Here is a 16,232-nt window from a genome sequence, read left to right on the forward strand (position 1 = left end):
GGACGGCGATCACGGGCCTAGGCGCTGGGCCTTGTTCCGAAATCGGCCCAGGCTTCACGGCCGCCATGGTTGTCAAGATGATTGGCGAGCGCCACGACGACGCGCCGGTCGAACTTCTTGTTGCCGTCCTGCAGCAGCTGGTCGACCGCCGCCTCGAAAGGCATGCCGTCGCGCCAGGCACGGGCCGAGACCATGCCGACGAAGGCATTGGCCACTGAGACGATCCGCGAGGTGACGATGATATCCTCCCCGCTAAGCCCGTCCGGCGTGCCGGAACCGTCATAGTTTTCCTGCATCTGGGCAAGCGTATCGGCCACCGGGCCTTCGAAATCGACATTGCGGACCAGATTCGCGCTGACCATCACGCTGTCGCGGATCATCTTGAATTCCTCATCCGTCAGCTTGCCTTCCTTGGTCAGGACATGCGTCGGCACGGTGATCTTGCCGAGGTTCATCAAACTGCCCGCCGTGCCGGCGGTTTCGATGAAGAGCGGATCCTGCGCCATTTCCGAGGCGATGGCACGGGCGACGACGCCGACCCGCACCGAGTGGTTGGCGGAGAAGGGATCGCGTTGGTCGACGACCGAAACCAGCGTGTTCACCAACTGCTGCATGACCTGTTCGCGCTTTTCACGCTCGCGGACGCTTTCGGTGATGTCCTGGGTGACCACCAGCGCGCCGTTCGGCATATCTTCCGAGGGCGGAAGATGAATCAGATCGGACCGGAACACCCGCTCGCCCTCGCCCAGATCCATTTCATGGGTATGGGACTGGTTTTCCTTGGTCTCGACGCATTCCTGAACCCAGCCGGCGATGCGTTTGCCGTGGATCGGGCCGAAGATCGCGGTGACATGCTTGTTCAGCAGGTCCGCGCGCTCGATCCGCGCCTGTTTCACCGCCATGTCGTTGAACCAGCGGAAATGCCCGCCCTCGTCATAGATGGCGATGGAGTTGGGCTGGCTGTCGGTCACCACATGCATGAAATTGCGCTGTGCCTCGAACCGGCTGGCCAGGCGCTCGAACCGGTCGGCCGCCTGCTGCGCGCGCTGTGACGTGCCGTAATACCAGAGCGCGACGCCGCCGATCAGGACCAGCACGATAATGCCTGAAAAGGCGATCACCATCTGGTTCAGGCGATCTTCCGATTCCGCCAGCGCCTCGGACGTATCCACCTTGTAGACCAGCGTCCAGGGAACCTGGGTGAAGCCGCGCGACAGGGCAAGGACCTCGGCGCCGGCATAGTCCTTCTTCACGGCGAAACCGCCGGGCGTGCGGATCGCCCAGGCGGCGGCCAGATCGGGCGTATCGGTGGAGAGCTTCAGTTTCAGCGGCTCGGACCCGTTCATCAGCGGGGAGAGGTATTCCACCGTCGCGCCGGCCTGGCGCACCAGCATCGCCTCGGCGGTCTGGTCCACATTGCCCGGCTGTTCCAGCAGGGGGAAAAGTTCGTCCGTCACCGGCTTGATACCGATAACGGTGGCGATCTGCGAACTGGCGCTTTCATCCGACTGCAGGGCGAAGACCGGCGCCAGAAAGGCCATGCTGGGCTTGCCGCCCGGCCCGATGAACATGTCGGAAACGGCCGCCTCGCCCTTCGGCGTATTCTCGATGAAATTGCGGATCTGGCCCTGAACGGGCGGGGTTCCGGGGCTGGCGACGACGATATTGCCCTCTTCGTCGACGATGGCGATCCCGGCCGAGCCGACCCGGTTCACATTCGCCGACACCGCCGGGCCGCTGACCGCGGCGGTGAAACCGGTCCGGTCCGCGACCACGGTCAACAGATTGCCGAGATATTCCAGCTCCGCCGAGGCCTCGCTGTCGGCGCCGCCCTCGACGTCGTAGAGGATGGTCATGTAGAGCTGAAGCGATTCGTTCTCCGCCAGGCCGCGCAATTCGTCGACCTGGGAATCCATCCAATTGTCGATATCCGCGAAACGGCTGTCGGCGATAATGCCGAGACGGACCTGCCAACGCTGCATTTCCCGCTCACGCTCGGCCTCGGTGAACTGATAGACCAGAATACCGCCGACCACGGCGAAAATCAGGATCGCAAGCCCGGTGGCCGACATCTTGAAAAGGGCGGACTTGCCCCCGTCATCGCCGGCATTCGCCCGATCCGCCGTTTGATCGCTCACGGAAAATCTCCCCAATTCCGGTCTGATGCAGCGCCCGTCCGCGCAAGTTGACCCTAGCCGAATCGCTACTGCAACACATCTTCATACTTCATTAACGGCTGTCATCATGAAATATCTTAGGTTATGTCCCGAGGTTAGTGCCCGTTGGGGCACATCGCGCAGTATGGGGGTATGGCGCAGCATGAAGACGAACCACAGACGGAAACCGGGCGCGGAAGCCGGGGTTTGCAGGGGTCCGGGTTTTCAGTCCCGGCTCTTCGGCCTTGTCGTCGCGACGGCGGCCGTCCTCTTTATGCTGGCGATCTCCGGCGACGCCGGTGCGGCCGCGCGTACGACGACGAAATGGAGCGTCTTCGGCACCAAGGAAATCATGTCCACCAAACTGGCCAAGTTCCAGAAATGGACGGAGACGCTGAAACGCTATTCCGGGGAAGAGCCGGAGGAGTTGAACGTCTGCCAGGTGACGCCGACCAACCAATGCCATCTGGCGCGTTGGCGGATTTTCCTGAAGCAGATCCTGACCAAGCCGAAACGTGAACAGCTGGACCTGGTCAACGCCTATCTCAACAAATGGCTCTACGTCATCGACCCGGTGAACTACGGCGTGAAGGATTATTGGGCGACGCCCAAGCAGTTCATGCAGCGCAACGGCGATTGCGAGGATTATGCGATCTCCAAATTCATGTCGCTGGCCCATCTGGGTTTTCCGAAGGCCAATATGCGGGTGCTGGTGCTGCAGGATCTGAACCTGAGCACGGCGCACGCGGTGCTGTTGGTGGAATTGGACGGCGAGGTCCTGATGCTGGACAACCAGATCTCGAGCGTCATCAATGCCGACCGGGTGAAGCACTACAAGCCGATCTATTCGATCAACGAAGAGGCCTGGTGGCTGCACCGGGGTTAGGCACCCTTCCGCCGACGGACCGACAGCGCCCAATTCCCTTGGCCGCCTCCGCTGAATCTGGTGTATTCAACCGATTGACTAGACGGATTCGGTGCCGGGTGGCGACGTGCAGGAAAATACGAGCGGACAGGAATATATGCTGCTGGATTTCGCCCAGCGGCTGGAACGGCACCGGGAAGACCGGCGCGCCGTCCATCTGCATCTGTCGCGCCTGAAGCCGCAGAACCGCCGCGACCATCATCTGCGGATCGCCGTCAATACGCTCGAGGATTTCGTCCGCGCCTATGAGGGGCAGATCTTCACGCTCGGCAGCGCCGACGTCGTCTTCGTATGCAAGGGCGTCCGCCTGGCGCAGCTGGACGATATCGTCATGCGGATGCGGTACCTGTTCAGCGAGGACCCCCTGTCCTCCGCCGATCCGGACGAGGCCGGGCACGGCCGGTTCGCAACGCTCTACAATATCGAAAGCCAGTACGACAATTTTCTCGACCTGTGTAAAACCCTCTACAATGAGGAGCAGATCCGCCAGCGGCGTCTGCAGCAGATCGCCACGCAATCGGGCGAAAACGCGCCGACGGATACCCGCCGGCCGCTGTCACCGCAGCAGTTGGGCCGGTTGGAGGAGGTGCTCGAGCGCGCAGACCTGTCTTCCGTGCTGCGCCGGCAGGCCGTCTGTGCCTTCGGGAAGAACAAGAACGACCCGCCCAAGCCGATGTTCCGGGAGCTGTTCGTATCCGTCGCCGACCTGGCCAAGACGGTCCTGCCCGATGTCGACCTGGCGGCGAACCGCTGGCTGTTCCAGCATCTGACCCAGACGCTCGACCGGCGGGTCCTGAAAATGCTGGCGCGGGCCGAGGATACCTCGCTGCATTCGCAGATATCCATGAATCTGAACGTCCATACCCTGCTGTCCCAGGAGTTCCTGGAATTCGACTCCAGCCTGCGGATGGGAAGCCGCGGCACGCTGGTCGTGGAATTGCAGATGATCGATATCCTGGCCGACTATTCCAACTTTCTGTTCGCCCGCGATTTTGCCCGGGAAAAAGGATATCGCGTCTGTCTGGACGGCATCACGCCGGACACCCTGTTCTATGTCGACCGGCATCAATTGGGCGTCGACCTGATCAAACTGGCCAGCGCACCGGTATTCGATTCCGTCGAGGCCAACGATCCGCGCCTGGAGGAAATCGGCGAGGAGGTCGCGCGCGTCGGCAAGGGACGGGTGATCCTGAGCCGCGTCGACAACGAAAACATGATCCGCAACGGCATGAAGCTCGGCATCACTCTGTTCCAGGGCCGTCAGGTCGATCAGATTCTGCAGCGCGGCAACCGAACCTGGGGGCCGGCGGTTGGCCAAGGCCGCCTGACCCGGTCCTAGGCCGTCGGCCGACGGTAGACCGCCGATGGACGGGCTGGACCTCTCTTCTTTTTTGCAGCTTTGGGGGAATAGCAGCGGCGATGCCCTTTGGCTTGCCGCGGCGACGCCGCTTCTGCTGCTGATGGGGCTGGCGCTGGACTGGGTGATCGGGGACATGCGCTGGCTGTTCAGGTTCCTGCCCCACCCGGTGGTGATCATCGGCAAATTGATCGGTTTTCTGGACAAGAAGCTGAACCGGGAAGGCCGCGGCGATATCAACCGCACCGTCCGCGGCGCGGTGGTCACCGTTTTCGTCACCCTGGTCGCGGCCGGGACCGGATGGGGCGTGCATATGCTGACGCGGCAACACCCCAGCGGCTGGATGATCGACGTCCTGCTGGTCGCCATATTGGTGGCGCAGCGCAGCCTGGCCGGGCGGGTCGCCGATGTGGGCAAGGCGCTGGGACGCAACGACCTGTTGAAGGCGCGGGACAATCTGCGCCATCTGGTCAGCCGCGACCCCGACAAGTTGGACCGCCACGGGGTCGGCCGCTCGGCACTGGAAAGCCTGGCCGAGAATTTTTCCGACGCGGTCGTTGCGCCCGCCTTCTGGTTCCTGCTGCTCGGCCTGCCGGGTCTGTTCGCCTACAAGGCGATCAACACCATGGATTCGATGATCGGCTACAAGACCGACCGCTATCTCTCCTTCGGCATGACCGCCGCGCGGTTGGACGACGCGGTGAACTGGATCCCGGCGCGGCTGTCGGGTCTGCTTTTCGTCATCGGCGCGGCCTTCGCGCCCGGCGGCAAACCGGCCCGCGCGCTGAAGGTGATGATCCGGGATGCCGGCAAGCATGCCAGTCCGAATGCGGGATGGCCAGAAGCGGCCATGGCGGGCGCCTTCGACATGGCGCTAGGCGGGCCGCGCCTCTATCCCGGCGGAGCCAAAACGGAATCGGTCTGGATCGGCGACGGCAAGGCGCGGTTGGAAGCGGGCGACGTGCGCCGCGGCCTGGCGCTGTTCGTCATCGGCTGCGGCTTGCTGTGGCTGTTCATCGCGCCGCTGGCGATATTGTCGTTGGCAGGCTGAGCGGCCCGACCTCGACGCGAATCAACGCGCCGCGGCGAGCAGGGCTTCGATGTCGAGATGCCGCTCCAGATGATCCGCCAGCCGGTCCAGCACCTGTTCCACCGACGTCTCATAGGCGGCACCCTGCGCACGACCTTCGCGCAAGCGGCTCAGGAAAGCGTGCCGAAATCCGTCCGCCGCAAACAGACCATGCAGGTAGCAGCCCATCACCCGGCCGGAGGAATCAACCGCGCCGTCCGGACGCCCGCCGATATCCGCCATCGGCGCGGCGAGGCCGGGGCCGGACGTGACGCCCATATGCATTTCGTAACCCGAGACCTGTTGACCGGTCGTGCATTCGACGGCCGTCACGTCACGCAACGCCTTGTCGCCGGAAATCTCGGTTTCCACGTCGAGCCAGCCGAGCCCCGGCGTATCGCCCGCCGGTCCTTCGATGCCCTTCGGATCGGACAGGCTTTTCCCCAACATCTGATAACCGGCGCACAAGCCGACGACCCAGCCCCCGCGCCGGATATGCGCTTGTAGATCGACATCCCAGCCTTCCTTGCGAAAGGCAGTCAGATCGCCAATCGTTGTCTTCGATCCCGGCAGCAAGATCAGATCGGCATCCAACGGCAGGGGACGGCCGGGCGGCACCATGACGAGTTCGACGTCGGCCTCCGCGCGCAGGGGATCGAGGTCGTCGAAATTCGCGATCCGCGGCAGGCGCGGCACGGCGATGCGGATCGGCCGGACGGCATCGCTGCCGTCCCCGGCCCTGCGGTCCGCGCTGGGCGTGTCCAGGGCTACTGCGTCCTCGGCCGGCAGCAGATGCGCCTCGCCGAACCAGGGCAGAACACCGTGACAGGTCATGCCGGTGCGGTCGGAAATGATGTCGAGCGCCGAAGTGAAAAGCGACTTGTCGCCGCGAAACTTGTTCACGACATAGCCGGCAAGGCATGCTTTCTCCGCTTCGGTCAGCAGGGCATGGGTGCCGACAAGACTGGCGATAACCCCGCCGCGGTCGATATCCGCGACCAGCACGACGGGCACGTCCGCGGCCTCCGCGAAGCCCATATTGGCGATGTCGCCGGCGCGCAGGTTCACTTCCGCCGGGCTGCCGGCCCCTTCGACCAGAACGATATCCGCTTCCCGGCGCAGAAGGTCGAAACTCTCCAGCACCTTGGGCAGAAGTTTCGGTTTCAGATCGTAATAGTCGCGCGCCTTGGCCTGGCCGAAGACCTTACCCTGAACGACGATCTGGGAGCCCATATCCGTCTGCGGTTTCAATAAGATAGGGTTCATATGAACACTGGCCGGGACCCCGCAGGCGCGCGCCTGCAAGGCCTGGGCGCGGCCGATCTCGCCGCCTTCCGCGGTGACGGCGGCATTGTTCGACATGTTCTGCGGCTTGAAGGGGCGGACGGTCAGGCCGCGCCGGGTCAAAGCCCGGGCGAGGCCCGCGACCAGAAGGGACTTCCCGACATCGGAACCGGTGCCCTGCAACATCAGTGAAAGGCCCGGCACCGTCATCACGCTTTCCGTCTATTCTGTGGCTGTCGGATCCGTCGGGTCATTTGCCGGCGGGATAATTCGCCAGTTCCTCACGCAGCGGGTCGGCCGCCGAATTCGCGAACTTGCCGTCGATCACGACCGATTTCGGGCTGGCGTCATTGGTGCCGTAGAAGGCCGCGTTCAGGCTTTCGCGCGGAAAGACCGCCGCGCCTTCGATACTGACCCCGATGAAGGCGCCCTGGCTTATCGAATAGGCGATGACATCGGCATTCAGGTTCGCCGTGGTCGAAGCTTCGGCGCCGGCGCCGTAGGGGCCGACCGCGCCGTTGATCTCTCCGCCGATCTTCACCTTGTCATCCAGGATCGCTTCCAAACCCTTGCCGGTCAGGACGATCAGCATCAGTTCGGAACTTTGCGCGCCGATCTGCAATCCGAAGGATGCCGCGCCCATGCCGACGAAGGTCGGATAGCTCCAGCGTCCGTCCTCGGCCTTCGCCAGCAGCACGCCGGACCCACCTTCACCGCCGACGAAAAAGCCGCCCTTCAAGATTTGCGGGAAGAGGACCACGCCCTTGGCCTTCTTCATGTAGCCTTTCACATAGGAGGCGAAATCCTTGTGATTGCGCATCTTTTCCGCCGTAAAGACCGCCTTGGAGACGATCTCGTTCGCGGTTTTCAGATTATCCGCAGTCTCGTCGGCCGAGACGGGCGCGGCCATGCCGAATGCCAGCGCGGCCGTCATGACCGTCGCGGCGGCAACACGTTTCACTCCGGTAAGTTCGAACATCACGTATTTCCTTCTGCCTTGCCTCGGACCGGAATGACCAACCGGGCCTGTTACCCCCACCGACGACGGAGAGAACCGTGTCGGTATGAACATTGATTCCCGCCTAGAATTCTATCCCGACCTGTGCCTTAACCCCGCCGCGGAAATGATGCTTCACCATTTCCATTTCGGTCACCATATCCGCGATCTCGATCAGTTCTTCCTTCGCGTTTCTGCCGGTGACGACCACATGTTTGTCGTGCGGCTTGTTCTTCAAGGTCTCGATCACATCGTCCAGCGGCAGATAGTCATAGCGCAGCACGATGTTAAGCTCGTCCAGGATGACCATCTGGTAATCCGGATTGGCGATCGCTTCCTTGGCATAGGCCCAGGCGGCTTCGGCCGCGGCGATATCGCGCTGCCGGTCCTGGGTGTCCCAGGTAAAGCCTTCGCCCATCGCCTTCATCACCACCTGGTCGGGAAATTTCTCCAGCACGACCCGTTCGCCGGTATTCCACACGCCTTTCACGAATTGGACGATGCAGATTTTCATACCGTTGCCGACCGCGCGGGCGGCGAGCCCCATGGCGGCGGTCGTCTTGCCCTTGCCCTTACCGGTATGGACCATCAACAGGCCCTTTTCCTCGGTCTTGGTGGCGATCATCTTGTCGCGTGCCGCCTTCTTCTTCGCCATTTTTTCGGCGTGGCGCTTGTTGATTTCCTCTTCGGTCATGCCTTCGGTTTTCATGCCGGCATTCCTTCCCACACGTCCCGTACAGTGATGTGCCACTCTATTGCCCGGATTCGCACCGTTTGGCACCTCACTATGGCGGCATAGTATGGCTGAAAAAAGGCATCGCCCGAAAAAGGCATTGCCGGGCCGCATATCAGAAACGCGTCAGGCGGAAAGACGTTGCAGCGCGTCCCGCGTGCTGTTGCGGCGGGGTTTCCACAATCCGCGATCCTGCGCTTCCAGCAGACGTTCGGCCATTTCCTTCAGGGCGGCCGGATTGTGGTCCGCCAGGAAATTCCTGACCTCCGCATCATCCAGATAGGCATCGAAGACCAGATCGAAATGATGGTCCTCCACGGCGCGCGCGGTCGCGGAAAAGGCGAAGAGGTAGTCGACCGTCGCCGCCATCTCGAAGGCGCCCTTGTAGCCGTGGCGCATGACACCGGCGATCCATTTCGGGTTCACCACCCGGGCGCGGACGACCCGGCCGATCTCTTCCTTGAGGGTCCGGATTCTTGGGCTTTCGGGGCGTGAATGGTCATTGTGATAGACCGCCGGCTGATCGCCGCTGAGGTGACGGACCGCGGCGGTCATGCCGCCCTCGAACTGATAATAGTCATCGGAATCGAGCAGATCGTGTTCCCGGTTATCCTGGTTCTGGACGACGGCCTGAACCTTGGTCAGCCGCTTGGAGAACCCCTCGCGGTCGGCCTCGCCCTCCTGTCCCGCGCCATAGGCGTAACCACCCCAGGTCAGATAGGCGTCGGCCAGATCGCCTTCGTCCTTCCAGATCTTCTCGTCGATCAAGGCCTGCAGCCCCGCGCCATAAGCACCGGGCCTGGACCCGAAGACACGGGCGCCGGAACGGCGCACGGCATCCTCGACCGTCATCCCCTGCTCTTCGATCAGCGCCGCCGTCTCCTGCCGGACATGCGCGGCCAGGGGGTTCACCGCCTCCGCCTCGTCCAGCGCGGCGACGGCACGGGCGGCGGAGTCAATCAGGTCGATCAGGCCGGGGAAGGCATCGCGGAAGAAACCGGAAATGCGGAAAGTGACATCGACGCGCGGCCGGTCGAGCAGGTCGGCGGGCAGGATCTCGAACCCGGTGACACGGCGGGAACTATCGTCCCAGGTCGGCCGCACACCCATCAGGGCAAGCGCCTGGGCAACGTCGTCGCCGCCGGTCCGCATATTGGCCGTGCCCCAGGCGCTGATCGCCATCTGCCGCGGATAGTCGCCGTGGTCCTGGGCATAGCGTTCGACCAGCATCTGGGCCGATTTCCACCCCAGCGACCACGCCGCCGGCGTCGGCACCATGCGCGTGTCGACGGAATAGAAGTTGCGGCCCGTGGGCAGGACTTCCGGTCGCCCGCGCGACGGCGCGCCGGACGGGCCGGGCGGCACGAAACGCCCGTCCAGCCCGGCAATAACCCCCGCGATTTCCGCCGGACCGCAGGCCTCCACCGCCGGCTTCAACCATGCGGTCAGGGTTTCCAACACAATCTGCGAGGCGGGGCCGGGGGCGGACGCCCTTCCGGCGATCAGATCCAGTCCCAGCAGTTCCAGCCGTTCCACCGTGTCGCCCTTGGTTCGCCAGACGGCATCGTCGACATCCGCGAGCAGGTCGGGCCGGTCGCCCGACCAGGCTTCCCCCATTACACAGTCGAGGGGATCGAATTCGGGGTCGAGGGAAAGATCCTGCGCCATGGCGCGCAACAGGGATCGGTCCCCCTCCCCGGTGCCGCGCGGCGCACGGACCAGCGCCATCAACAACCCGTCGCGCAACGCGCCTTCCGGGCTGCGCCCGAAAATGTGCAGACCGTCGCGGATCTGCATCTCCTTCAATTCGCACAGATGATTGTCGAGCGCGGCCAGCGCATCGTCCGGCGCGGCATCGGGCGCGATGCCGATATCCTTGTCGAGACCCGCGGACCGGGTCAGGTCCAGGATCTCCTGACGCAGGACCTTCACCCGGCGGGGATCGCCCTGGGCGGCGTCGTAATATTCGTCGACCAGCAGTTCCAGGTCGCGCAGGGGGCCATAGCTTTCCGCCCGTGTCAGCGGCGGGGTCAGGTGATCGACGATCACCGCTTGGGCCCGGCGCTTGGCTTGTGTGCCCTCGCCCGGATCATTCACGATGAAGGGATAGAGATGCGGCATCGGACCGAAGACCGCTTCCGGCAGGCAGGATTGCGACAGCGCAATCGATTTTCCCGGCAGCCATTCCATCGTGCCGTGCTTGCCCATATGCAGGATCGCCTGCGCCCCGAAGGATCGGCGCATCCAGGCATAGAAGGCGAGGTAGCCGTGCGGCGGCAGCAGGGCCGGATCGTGATAACTCTGCACCGGATCGATGTTGTAACCGCGGGCCGGCTGAAGGCCGACCGCTACATTCCCCAGTGTGAATATTGGAAGGGCGAAATCATCCTCGGCGCGCCGGAAAAACGGATCACCGTCGGGCTTCCCCCAGCGTTCGACAATCCCTTCCTGCAGGTCCGTCGGCAGCGTCGCGAAAAAGGCATCGTAGTCGGCGCGCGAAATAGTTTCGCGGACCACCCGGCCCTCCACCGCCGCATTGGTCGGACCGGCGGCGAGGTGATCGATCAGGTGGTCGCCGGTCTCGAAGTGATGCGAGACCGTGTATCCCGCCTCCGCCAAGGCGTTCAGGATGGTCAACGTTCCCGCCGGCGTATCGAGGCCGACACCGTTGCCCAGCCTGCCGTCGCGGTTCGGATAGTTTGCCAGCACGATACCGACCCGTCTGTCCTTGGCCGCGCTGCGGCGGAGCCTAGCCCAGTTTGCCGCCAGTTCGGCAACGAAACCGCAACGGTCCGCCACCGGTTCGTAGCCGACGATATCAGCTTCCACATTCGGATCGCGACGGCTGGATCCCTTGAAGGAAACGGCGCGGGTTAGGACTCGTCCGTCCACTTCCGGCAGGGCGACATTCATGGCGATGTCGCGCGGCGAAAGGCCCTTGGTTCCGTCCTGCCAGGACGCCAGATTGCTGCCGGAGAAAACCACCTGCAAGACCGGGCAGTCGGCGGCGTCGAGGACAGTTCCCTCGTTCAGCGCACCGGGTTTGCCGACGGCGAATCCCATACCGTTCAGGATCACATCCGGTTTCGCCGCGCCGAACAGCTCCTCCAGCGTGGCAACGGAAACCGGATCCTTCAGGCTGGTGGCAAAGACCGGTAGCGGCACGATGCCCTGTGCCTGCAACGCCGCGATCAGGGTATCGATGGCGCCGAGGTTTCCGGCCTGAAACAAGGCCCGATAAAAGGTGATGGCCACGACCGGGCGGGTGCCGATATCGGCCCAGGGCGAATCCGTCAAGGAGGGGGTCGAGGCGCCCGGCCAATAGAGCCCCGCCTTCAGCAACGGGGCCGGGTCGGGCGGCGCCACGTCATGGCCGAGTTCCGCCGCAATGGCGATCAACGCGCCTTCCGCATTATCGATTCCGCCCTGGACGAAATATTCCCATAAGTTGGTATATAATTCGTCAGAAATTGGGGAAAGGTCGCGCAATTCCGGGTCCGGCTTGTCGTCCCCCGGCAGGAAGACAACCGGAATGCCTGCGGCCCGGCAGGTGGCGGCGACCTCGTCCACGCCATAGGGCCAATAGGATCGTCCACCCAGCAACCGGCACAGGACGAAACGGGCCTTGGCGACGATCTCCTCGACATAGAGATCGACCGAATAGTTATGGCCGAGATGCATGAGGTTGGCGCAGCGCAGGCTGGGGGCGTCGCCATCCGCCAGACGGCGCGCCTGGGCCGTCGCAAGACAGGCGATTTCCGTGTCGGCCGCGGTGATGACGACGATATCACCGGGCGTCTGGCCGAGGTCGATCGCCTCGGACCCGTCGTCAATACCGCCCGGTTGCGCTGCCAGGAGGTGCATGACGAACCGCTTCCAGGGTTATCGGAAAGTTTTAGCGGGGCGGGGCGGCCATGCCGATGACGTGATAGCCGCTATCGACATGATGGACCACGCCGGTGACGCCGGCGGACAGATCCGACAGCAGGTAGAGCGCCGATCCGCCGACATCGTCCAACGTGATGTTCCGGCGCAGCGGCGAATTCTCGCCCTGCCAATTGTAGACGAAGCGCGCCCCGGCGATGGCGGAGCCCGCCAGCGTCCGCATCGGACCGGCGGAAATCGCGTTCACCCGGATGCCGGCCTTGCCCAGATCGTTCGAAAGATACCGGACGCTTGCCTCGAGCGCCGCCTTGGCAACCCCCATGACATTGTAGGAAGGCATCACCCGTTCCGCGCCGGAATAGCTGAGCGTCAGCAGACTGCCGCCGTTCTTCATCAAGGGTTCGGCGCAGCGCGCGACCTCGGTGAAGGAATAGCAGGAGATTTCCATGGTGCGGCCGAAATTGGCCCGGCTGGTATCGACATAACGGCCCTTCAGCTCGTTCTTGTCGGAATAGGCGATCGCATGGACGACGAAATCCAGCGAATCCCATTCGTTGCCGAGTTTATCGAACGCGGCGGCGACGGAACCTTCCTCGCTGACATCGCAGGAGACGCAGAGCTTTGAACCCAGCTGGGCGGCAAGCGGCGCAACCCGTTTCCCGAAGGCCTCGCCCTGATAGGTAAAGGCGAGTTCGGCGCCGTGCTTGGCCAGCGCCGACGCGATTCCCCAGGCAATCGAGTGATCGTTGGCGACGCCCATGACTAGGCCCCGCTTACCTTTCATCAGTTGAGTCGTACTGGACCCCATTTTTCGGTTACCTCGGAAAGTCGCGAAAGGAAGGACGGGCGTAGATCAGGAATCATACCGCCGGAATACAAGGCAGGCATTGGTGCCGCCAAACCCGAAACTGTTGGACAGCACGCAATCCAGCCCCGCATTGTCGATCCGTTCCGTGACGACCGGGACACCGGCAGCCTCTTCGTCCAGGTTTTCGACATTCGCGGAGGCCGCAATGAAATCGTGGTTGAGCATGATCAGGGAATAAATCACCTCATGCACGCCGGTCGCGCCCTGGGAGTGGCCGGCCAGCGATTTGGTGGACGAAATGCGCGGCATGTTATCCCCGAAGACTTCGCGGATGCCGTTCAACTCGGCCATGTCGCCGACGGGCGTCGAGGTGCCATGGGCATTGATGTAACTGATCGGGTCGTTCAGGCCGTCCAGCGCCATTTTCATGCAGCGCACGCCGCCTTCGCCGGACGGGGCGACCATGTCGAACCCGTCGGAGGTCGCGCCATAGCCGACCAGTTCGCCGTAGATCTTCGCGCCGCGGGCCTTGGCGTGTTCCAACTCCTCCAGCACGACGACACCGCCGCCGCCGGAGATCACGAAACCGTCACGGTCCTGGTCGAACGGACGGCTCGCGCGGCCCGGATCGTCATTGTATTTCGAGGACAGCGCGCCCATCGCGTCGAACAGGACGGTCAGGGTCCAGTTCAACTCCTCACCGCCGCCGGCGAAGACGATATCCTGCTTGCCCCATTGGATCAGTTCGCTGGCATTGCCGATGCAATGCGCGCTGGTCGAACAGGCGGAACTGATCGAATAGTTCACACCCTTGATGTGATAGGGCGTCGCCAGGGTGGCGGAGTTGGTGCTGGACATGGAACGCGGCACCCGATACGGGCCGATGCGCTTCACGCCCTTTTCCCGCGCGATATCGGCCGATTCGACCAGATCGCGTGTCGACGGACCGCCCGAGCCCATGATCAGGCCGGTGCGCTCGTTGCTGATTTCCTTCTCCGTCAGGCCCGAATCTTCGATCGCCTGCTGCATGGCCACATAGTTGTAGGCCGCACCGTCGCCCATGAAGCGCCGGACCTTGCGGTCGATATGCGCGTCCAGGTCGATATCGATATCGCCATGGATGTGGCTGCGGAAACCGCGTTCCTTGTATTCTTCGACGAACTTGATGCCCGACCGCCCTTCCTTGAGCGAGTCCAGGACTTCGGCTTGGTTATTCCCAAGCGACGAGACGATTCCCATCCCGGTAACAACGACGCGCCGGCGTCCGTTCATGCTGGGTCCGTTCATGTCTACTCCCAACCGGCCTATCGAGACGGCCTTTCGGCGACGGCCTCCCGGATTATGATTTCCGCACCCGTTTCCGTCCAAAGGTCAGGGCCGGAAGCGACGCAAGATGCGGGGCGTCGCCGGCCCCGCCGTAACCATACGTGCTAGTTGGTGTTTTGAACGCCTGTTTCCAACCCGTCAAGCGCAGGCATCCCTCCGCCGGTCCGCATTCACGGAAATGCCGGGCCGCTTCGGTATAAGGGTCGAGGAATCAGGCCTGCGCGGCTTCGGTCGGCTGGAAAAGCCCGACTTTCATGTCGCGGACTTCCGTCGCGATCTTGCCGTCCACCTTCATCACGCCATCGGCGATACCCATGATCAGCCGGCGGGCGATCACACGCTTCAACGTAATGTGATAGGTGACCTTCTTCGCGCTCGGCAGGACCTGATCGAAAAGCTTCACCTCACCGACGCCCAAGGCACGGCCCTTGCCCGGCTGGCCCAACCAGCCCAGGAAAAAGCCGACCAACTGCCACATCGCGTCCAAACCGAGGCAGCCCGGCATCACCGGATCGCCCTCGAAATGGCATTTGAAGAACCAGAGGTCCGGCTTGATGTCGAATTCAGCGATGATTTCGCCCTTGCCGTGTTCGCCGCCATCCTCGGTGATGGAGGTGATGCGGTCGAGCATCAGCATGTTCGGCAACGGCAATTGCGCGTTGCCGGGGCCGAAGAGCTTACCCTTCGCGCATTCGATCAATTCGTCATAGGAAAAGCTGTGCCGGTCCGTCAGACCTTGAACCGAACCTTCCGCAGCCTTGGCCGAGTCTTGTGCGCTCATCTACCGCGCGTCCCCTCGTTTGAATTTACATTCTGTTTCCGCGTCGGACCCTATACTACGCCTAGATTCATAACAAGCGACCAACAAACACGAAAAAACACCCCGGCTCAGCCCAGTTCGATCGACAGGCCGATCCGCGCCGCCGTCGCCGTTACCAGATCTGCAAGGACGGGAATGCGGGAAGTAGGAAACCGTTGTTTCGGGCCGGTGACGCTGATTGCCCCGACAACCCTGCTGTGATGTCGGATCGCGGCGCCGACACAGCGGATCCCCATTTGCCGTTCCTCGTCATCGATGGCGTAACCCCGGGCCCGGGTTGCCGCCAGTTCGGCAAACAGGGCCTTCCGCGATGTGATCGTATTATGGGCAAAAGACTTCAGGTCCCGGGGTAGAAGCGCCGAGGCCGTCTCATCCGAAAGCGCCGCCAGAATGGCTTTACCGGTCCCGGTGCAATAGGGCGGTTCCCTTTCCAACCGGACGATCTCGTTTCGGCTGTCGGCCATTTCATGGCGGTCGATCGACACGACGTTCAATCCGTCGAACACGCAGACATGAACCGATTCACCGGTCTGATGCATCAACGCCGCCGCCGGCTCTCGCGCATGCGTGAGGACATCCAGATCGGACAGAATGACACCGCCGATCGACAGGAAACGGAGGCCCAGTCGATAGTCGTCGCGGTTACCGTCCTGCACCACCAAACCGATGTCCCGAAGACCGGAAAGGACCCGATGGACCGTGCCCTTTGCCATTCCCGTCTTCTGGGCGATGGCGTTCAATCCCAATCTCGGTTCATGGGCGGTGAAGCAGTCCAGGACCTGGGAAACTCGTTGCAGCGATTTCATGACCCATTTCTTGTTCCACAATGCGGAATAAGCGCAAGAACATTTTGGGAAAAGTGGGCCTTTCCT

12 protein-coding genes are annotated in these 16,232 nt (G+C 62.9%); 3 read left to right on the plus strand and 9 right to left on the minus strand.

Annotated features, from left to right (window positions below):
* Positions 1–17: 17 nt before the first annotated feature.
* Entirely contained in the window at positions 18–2,138 is a 2,121-nt protein-coding gene (locus ACQK2G_RS20545; RefSeq protein WP_425406902.1) for an HD domain-containing phosphohydrolase, read from the minus strand.
* Positions 2,139–2,319: 181 nt separating this feature from the next.
* Here ACQK2G_RS20545 and ACQK2G_RS20550 point away from each other — a divergent pair, with 181 nt between their 5' ends.
* The 3 genes from ACQK2G_RS20550 to cbiB all read left to right on the plus strand — a co-directional run bounded on the left by ACQK2G_RS20550 (position 2,320) and on the right by cbiB (position 5,489).
* Positions 2,320–3,042, plus strand: coding sequence for a transglutaminase-like cysteine peptidase (locus ACQK2G_RS20550; RefSeq protein WP_425406903.1), 723 nt, complete (start codon positions 2,320–2,322; stop codon positions 3,040–3,042).
* 106 nt (positions 3,043–3,148) lie between these two features.
* Positions 3,149–4,420: a hypothetical protein gene (locus ACQK2G_RS20555; RefSeq protein ID WP_425406904.1), complete on the plus strand. Its 1,272-nt coding sequence runs from the start codon at positions 3,149–3,151 to the stop codon at positions 4,418–4,420.
* Positions 4,421–4,445: 25 nt separating this feature from the next.
* Positions 4,446–5,489: an adenosylcobinamide-phosphate synthase CbiB gene (gene cbiB, locus ACQK2G_RS20560; protein ID WP_425406905.1), complete on the plus strand. Its 1,044-nt coding sequence runs from the start codon at positions 4,446–4,448 to the stop codon at positions 5,487–5,489.
* 21 nt (positions 5,490–5,510) lie between these two features.
* Here the strand turns inward: cbiB and ACQK2G_RS20565 are convergent, their stop codons facing one another.
* From ACQK2G_RS20565 to ACQK2G_RS20600, 8 genes are all read right to left on the minus strand, one after another.
* Positions 5,511–7,001: a cobyric acid synthase gene (locus tag ACQK2G_RS20565; RefSeq protein WP_425406906.1), complete on the minus strand. Its 1,491-nt coding sequence runs from the start codon at positions 6,999–7,001 to the stop codon at positions 5,511–5,513.
* Between the two features lie 40 nt (positions 7,002–7,041).
* Entirely contained in the window at positions 7,042–7,770 is a 729-nt protein-coding gene (locus ACQK2G_RS20570) for a lipid-binding SYLF domain-containing protein (protein WP_425406907.1), read from the minus strand.
* Between the two features lie 103 nt (positions 7,771–7,873).
* Entirely contained in the window at positions 7,874–8,497 is a 624-nt protein-coding gene (gene cobO / locus ACQK2G_RS20575; RefSeq protein WP_425406908.1) for a cob(I)yrinic acid a,c-diamide adenosyltransferase, read from the minus strand.
* Between the two features lie 150 nt (positions 8,498–8,647).
* Positions 8,648–12,385, minus strand: a complete 3,738-nt coding sequence (gene cobN / locus ACQK2G_RS20580) for a cobaltochelatase subunit CobN (protein ID WP_425406909.1) — start codon at positions 12,383–12,385, stop codon at positions 8,648–8,650.
* A 31-nt stretch (positions 12,386–12,416) separates the two neighbouring features.
* Positions 12,417–13,214, minus strand: a complete 798-nt coding sequence (locus ACQK2G_RS20585) for an enoyl-ACP reductase FabI (RefSeq protein WP_425406910.1) — start codon at positions 13,212–13,214, stop codon at positions 12,417–12,419.
* Between the two features lie 45 nt (positions 13,215–13,259).
* Positions 13,260–14,501 carry a beta-ketoacyl-ACP synthase I gene (gene fabB, locus ACQK2G_RS20590; protein ID WP_425406911.1) on the minus strand — a complete coding sequence of 414 codons (1,242 nt, stop codon included), beginning with the start codon at positions 14,499–14,501 and terminating at the stop codon, positions 13,260–13,262.
* A 250-nt stretch (positions 14,502–14,751) separates the two neighbouring features.
* Positions 14,752–15,321: a bifunctional 3-hydroxydecanoyl-ACP dehydratase/trans-2-decenoyl-ACP isomerase gene (fabA, locus tag ACQK2G_RS20595; RefSeq protein WP_425406912.1), complete on the minus strand. Its 570-nt coding sequence runs from the start codon at positions 15,319–15,321 to the stop codon at positions 14,752–14,754.
* Between the two features lie 107 nt (positions 15,322–15,428).
* Positions 15,429–16,166: an IclR family transcriptional regulator gene (locus tag ACQK2G_RS20600; RefSeq protein WP_425406913.1), complete on the minus strand. Its 738-nt coding sequence runs from the start codon at positions 16,164–16,166 to the stop codon at positions 15,429–15,431.
* Positions 16,167–16,232: the final 66 nt, after the last annotated feature.

Origin of the sequence: Hwanghaeella sp. (assembly GCF_965227365.1) — a bacterium.
Taxonomy (GTDB): domain Bacteria; phylum Pseudomonadota; class Alphaproteobacteria; order UBA8366; family Aestuariispiraceae; genus Hwanghaeella.

Coding starts and splice junctions, on each gene's coding strand:
- cbiB (WP_425406905.1), top strand. CDS start 4,446: ATGGACGGGCTGGACCTCTCTTCTTTTTTGCAGCTTTGGGGGAATAGC.
- ACQK2G_RS20570 (WP_425406907.1), bottom strand. CDS start 7,770: ATGTTCGAACTTACCGGAGTGAAACGTGTTGCCGCCGCGACGGTCATG.
- cobN (WP_425406909.1), bottom strand. CDS start 12,385: ATGCACCTCCTGGCAGCGCAACCGGGCGGTATTGACGACGGGTCCGAG.
- ACQK2G_RS20565 (WP_425406906.1), bottom strand. CDS start 7,001: ATGACGGTGCCGGGCCTTTCACTGATGTTGCAGGGCACCGGTTCCGAT.
- cobO (WP_425406908.1), bottom strand. CDS start 8,497: ATGAAAACCGAAGGCATGACCGAAGAGGAAATCAACAAGCGCCACGCC.
- ACQK2G_RS20600 (WP_425406913.1), bottom strand. CDS start 16,166: ATGAAATCGCTGCAACGAGTTTCCCAGGTCCTGGACTGCTTCACCGCC.
- ACQK2G_RS20585 (WP_425406910.1), bottom strand. CDS start 13,214: ATGGGGTCCAGTACGACTCAACTGATGAAAGGTAAGCGGGGCCTAGTC.
- fabA (WP_425406912.1), bottom strand. CDS start 15,321: ATGAGCGCACAAGACTCGGCCAAGGCTGCGGAAGGTTCGGTTCAAGGT.
- ACQK2G_RS20550 (WP_425406903.1), top strand. CDS start 2,320: ATGAAGACGAACCACAGACGGAAACCGGGCGCGGAAGCCGGGGTTTGC.
- fabB (WP_425406911.1), bottom strand. CDS start 14,501: ATGAACGGACCCAGCATGAACGGACGCCGGCGCGTCGTTGTTACCGGG.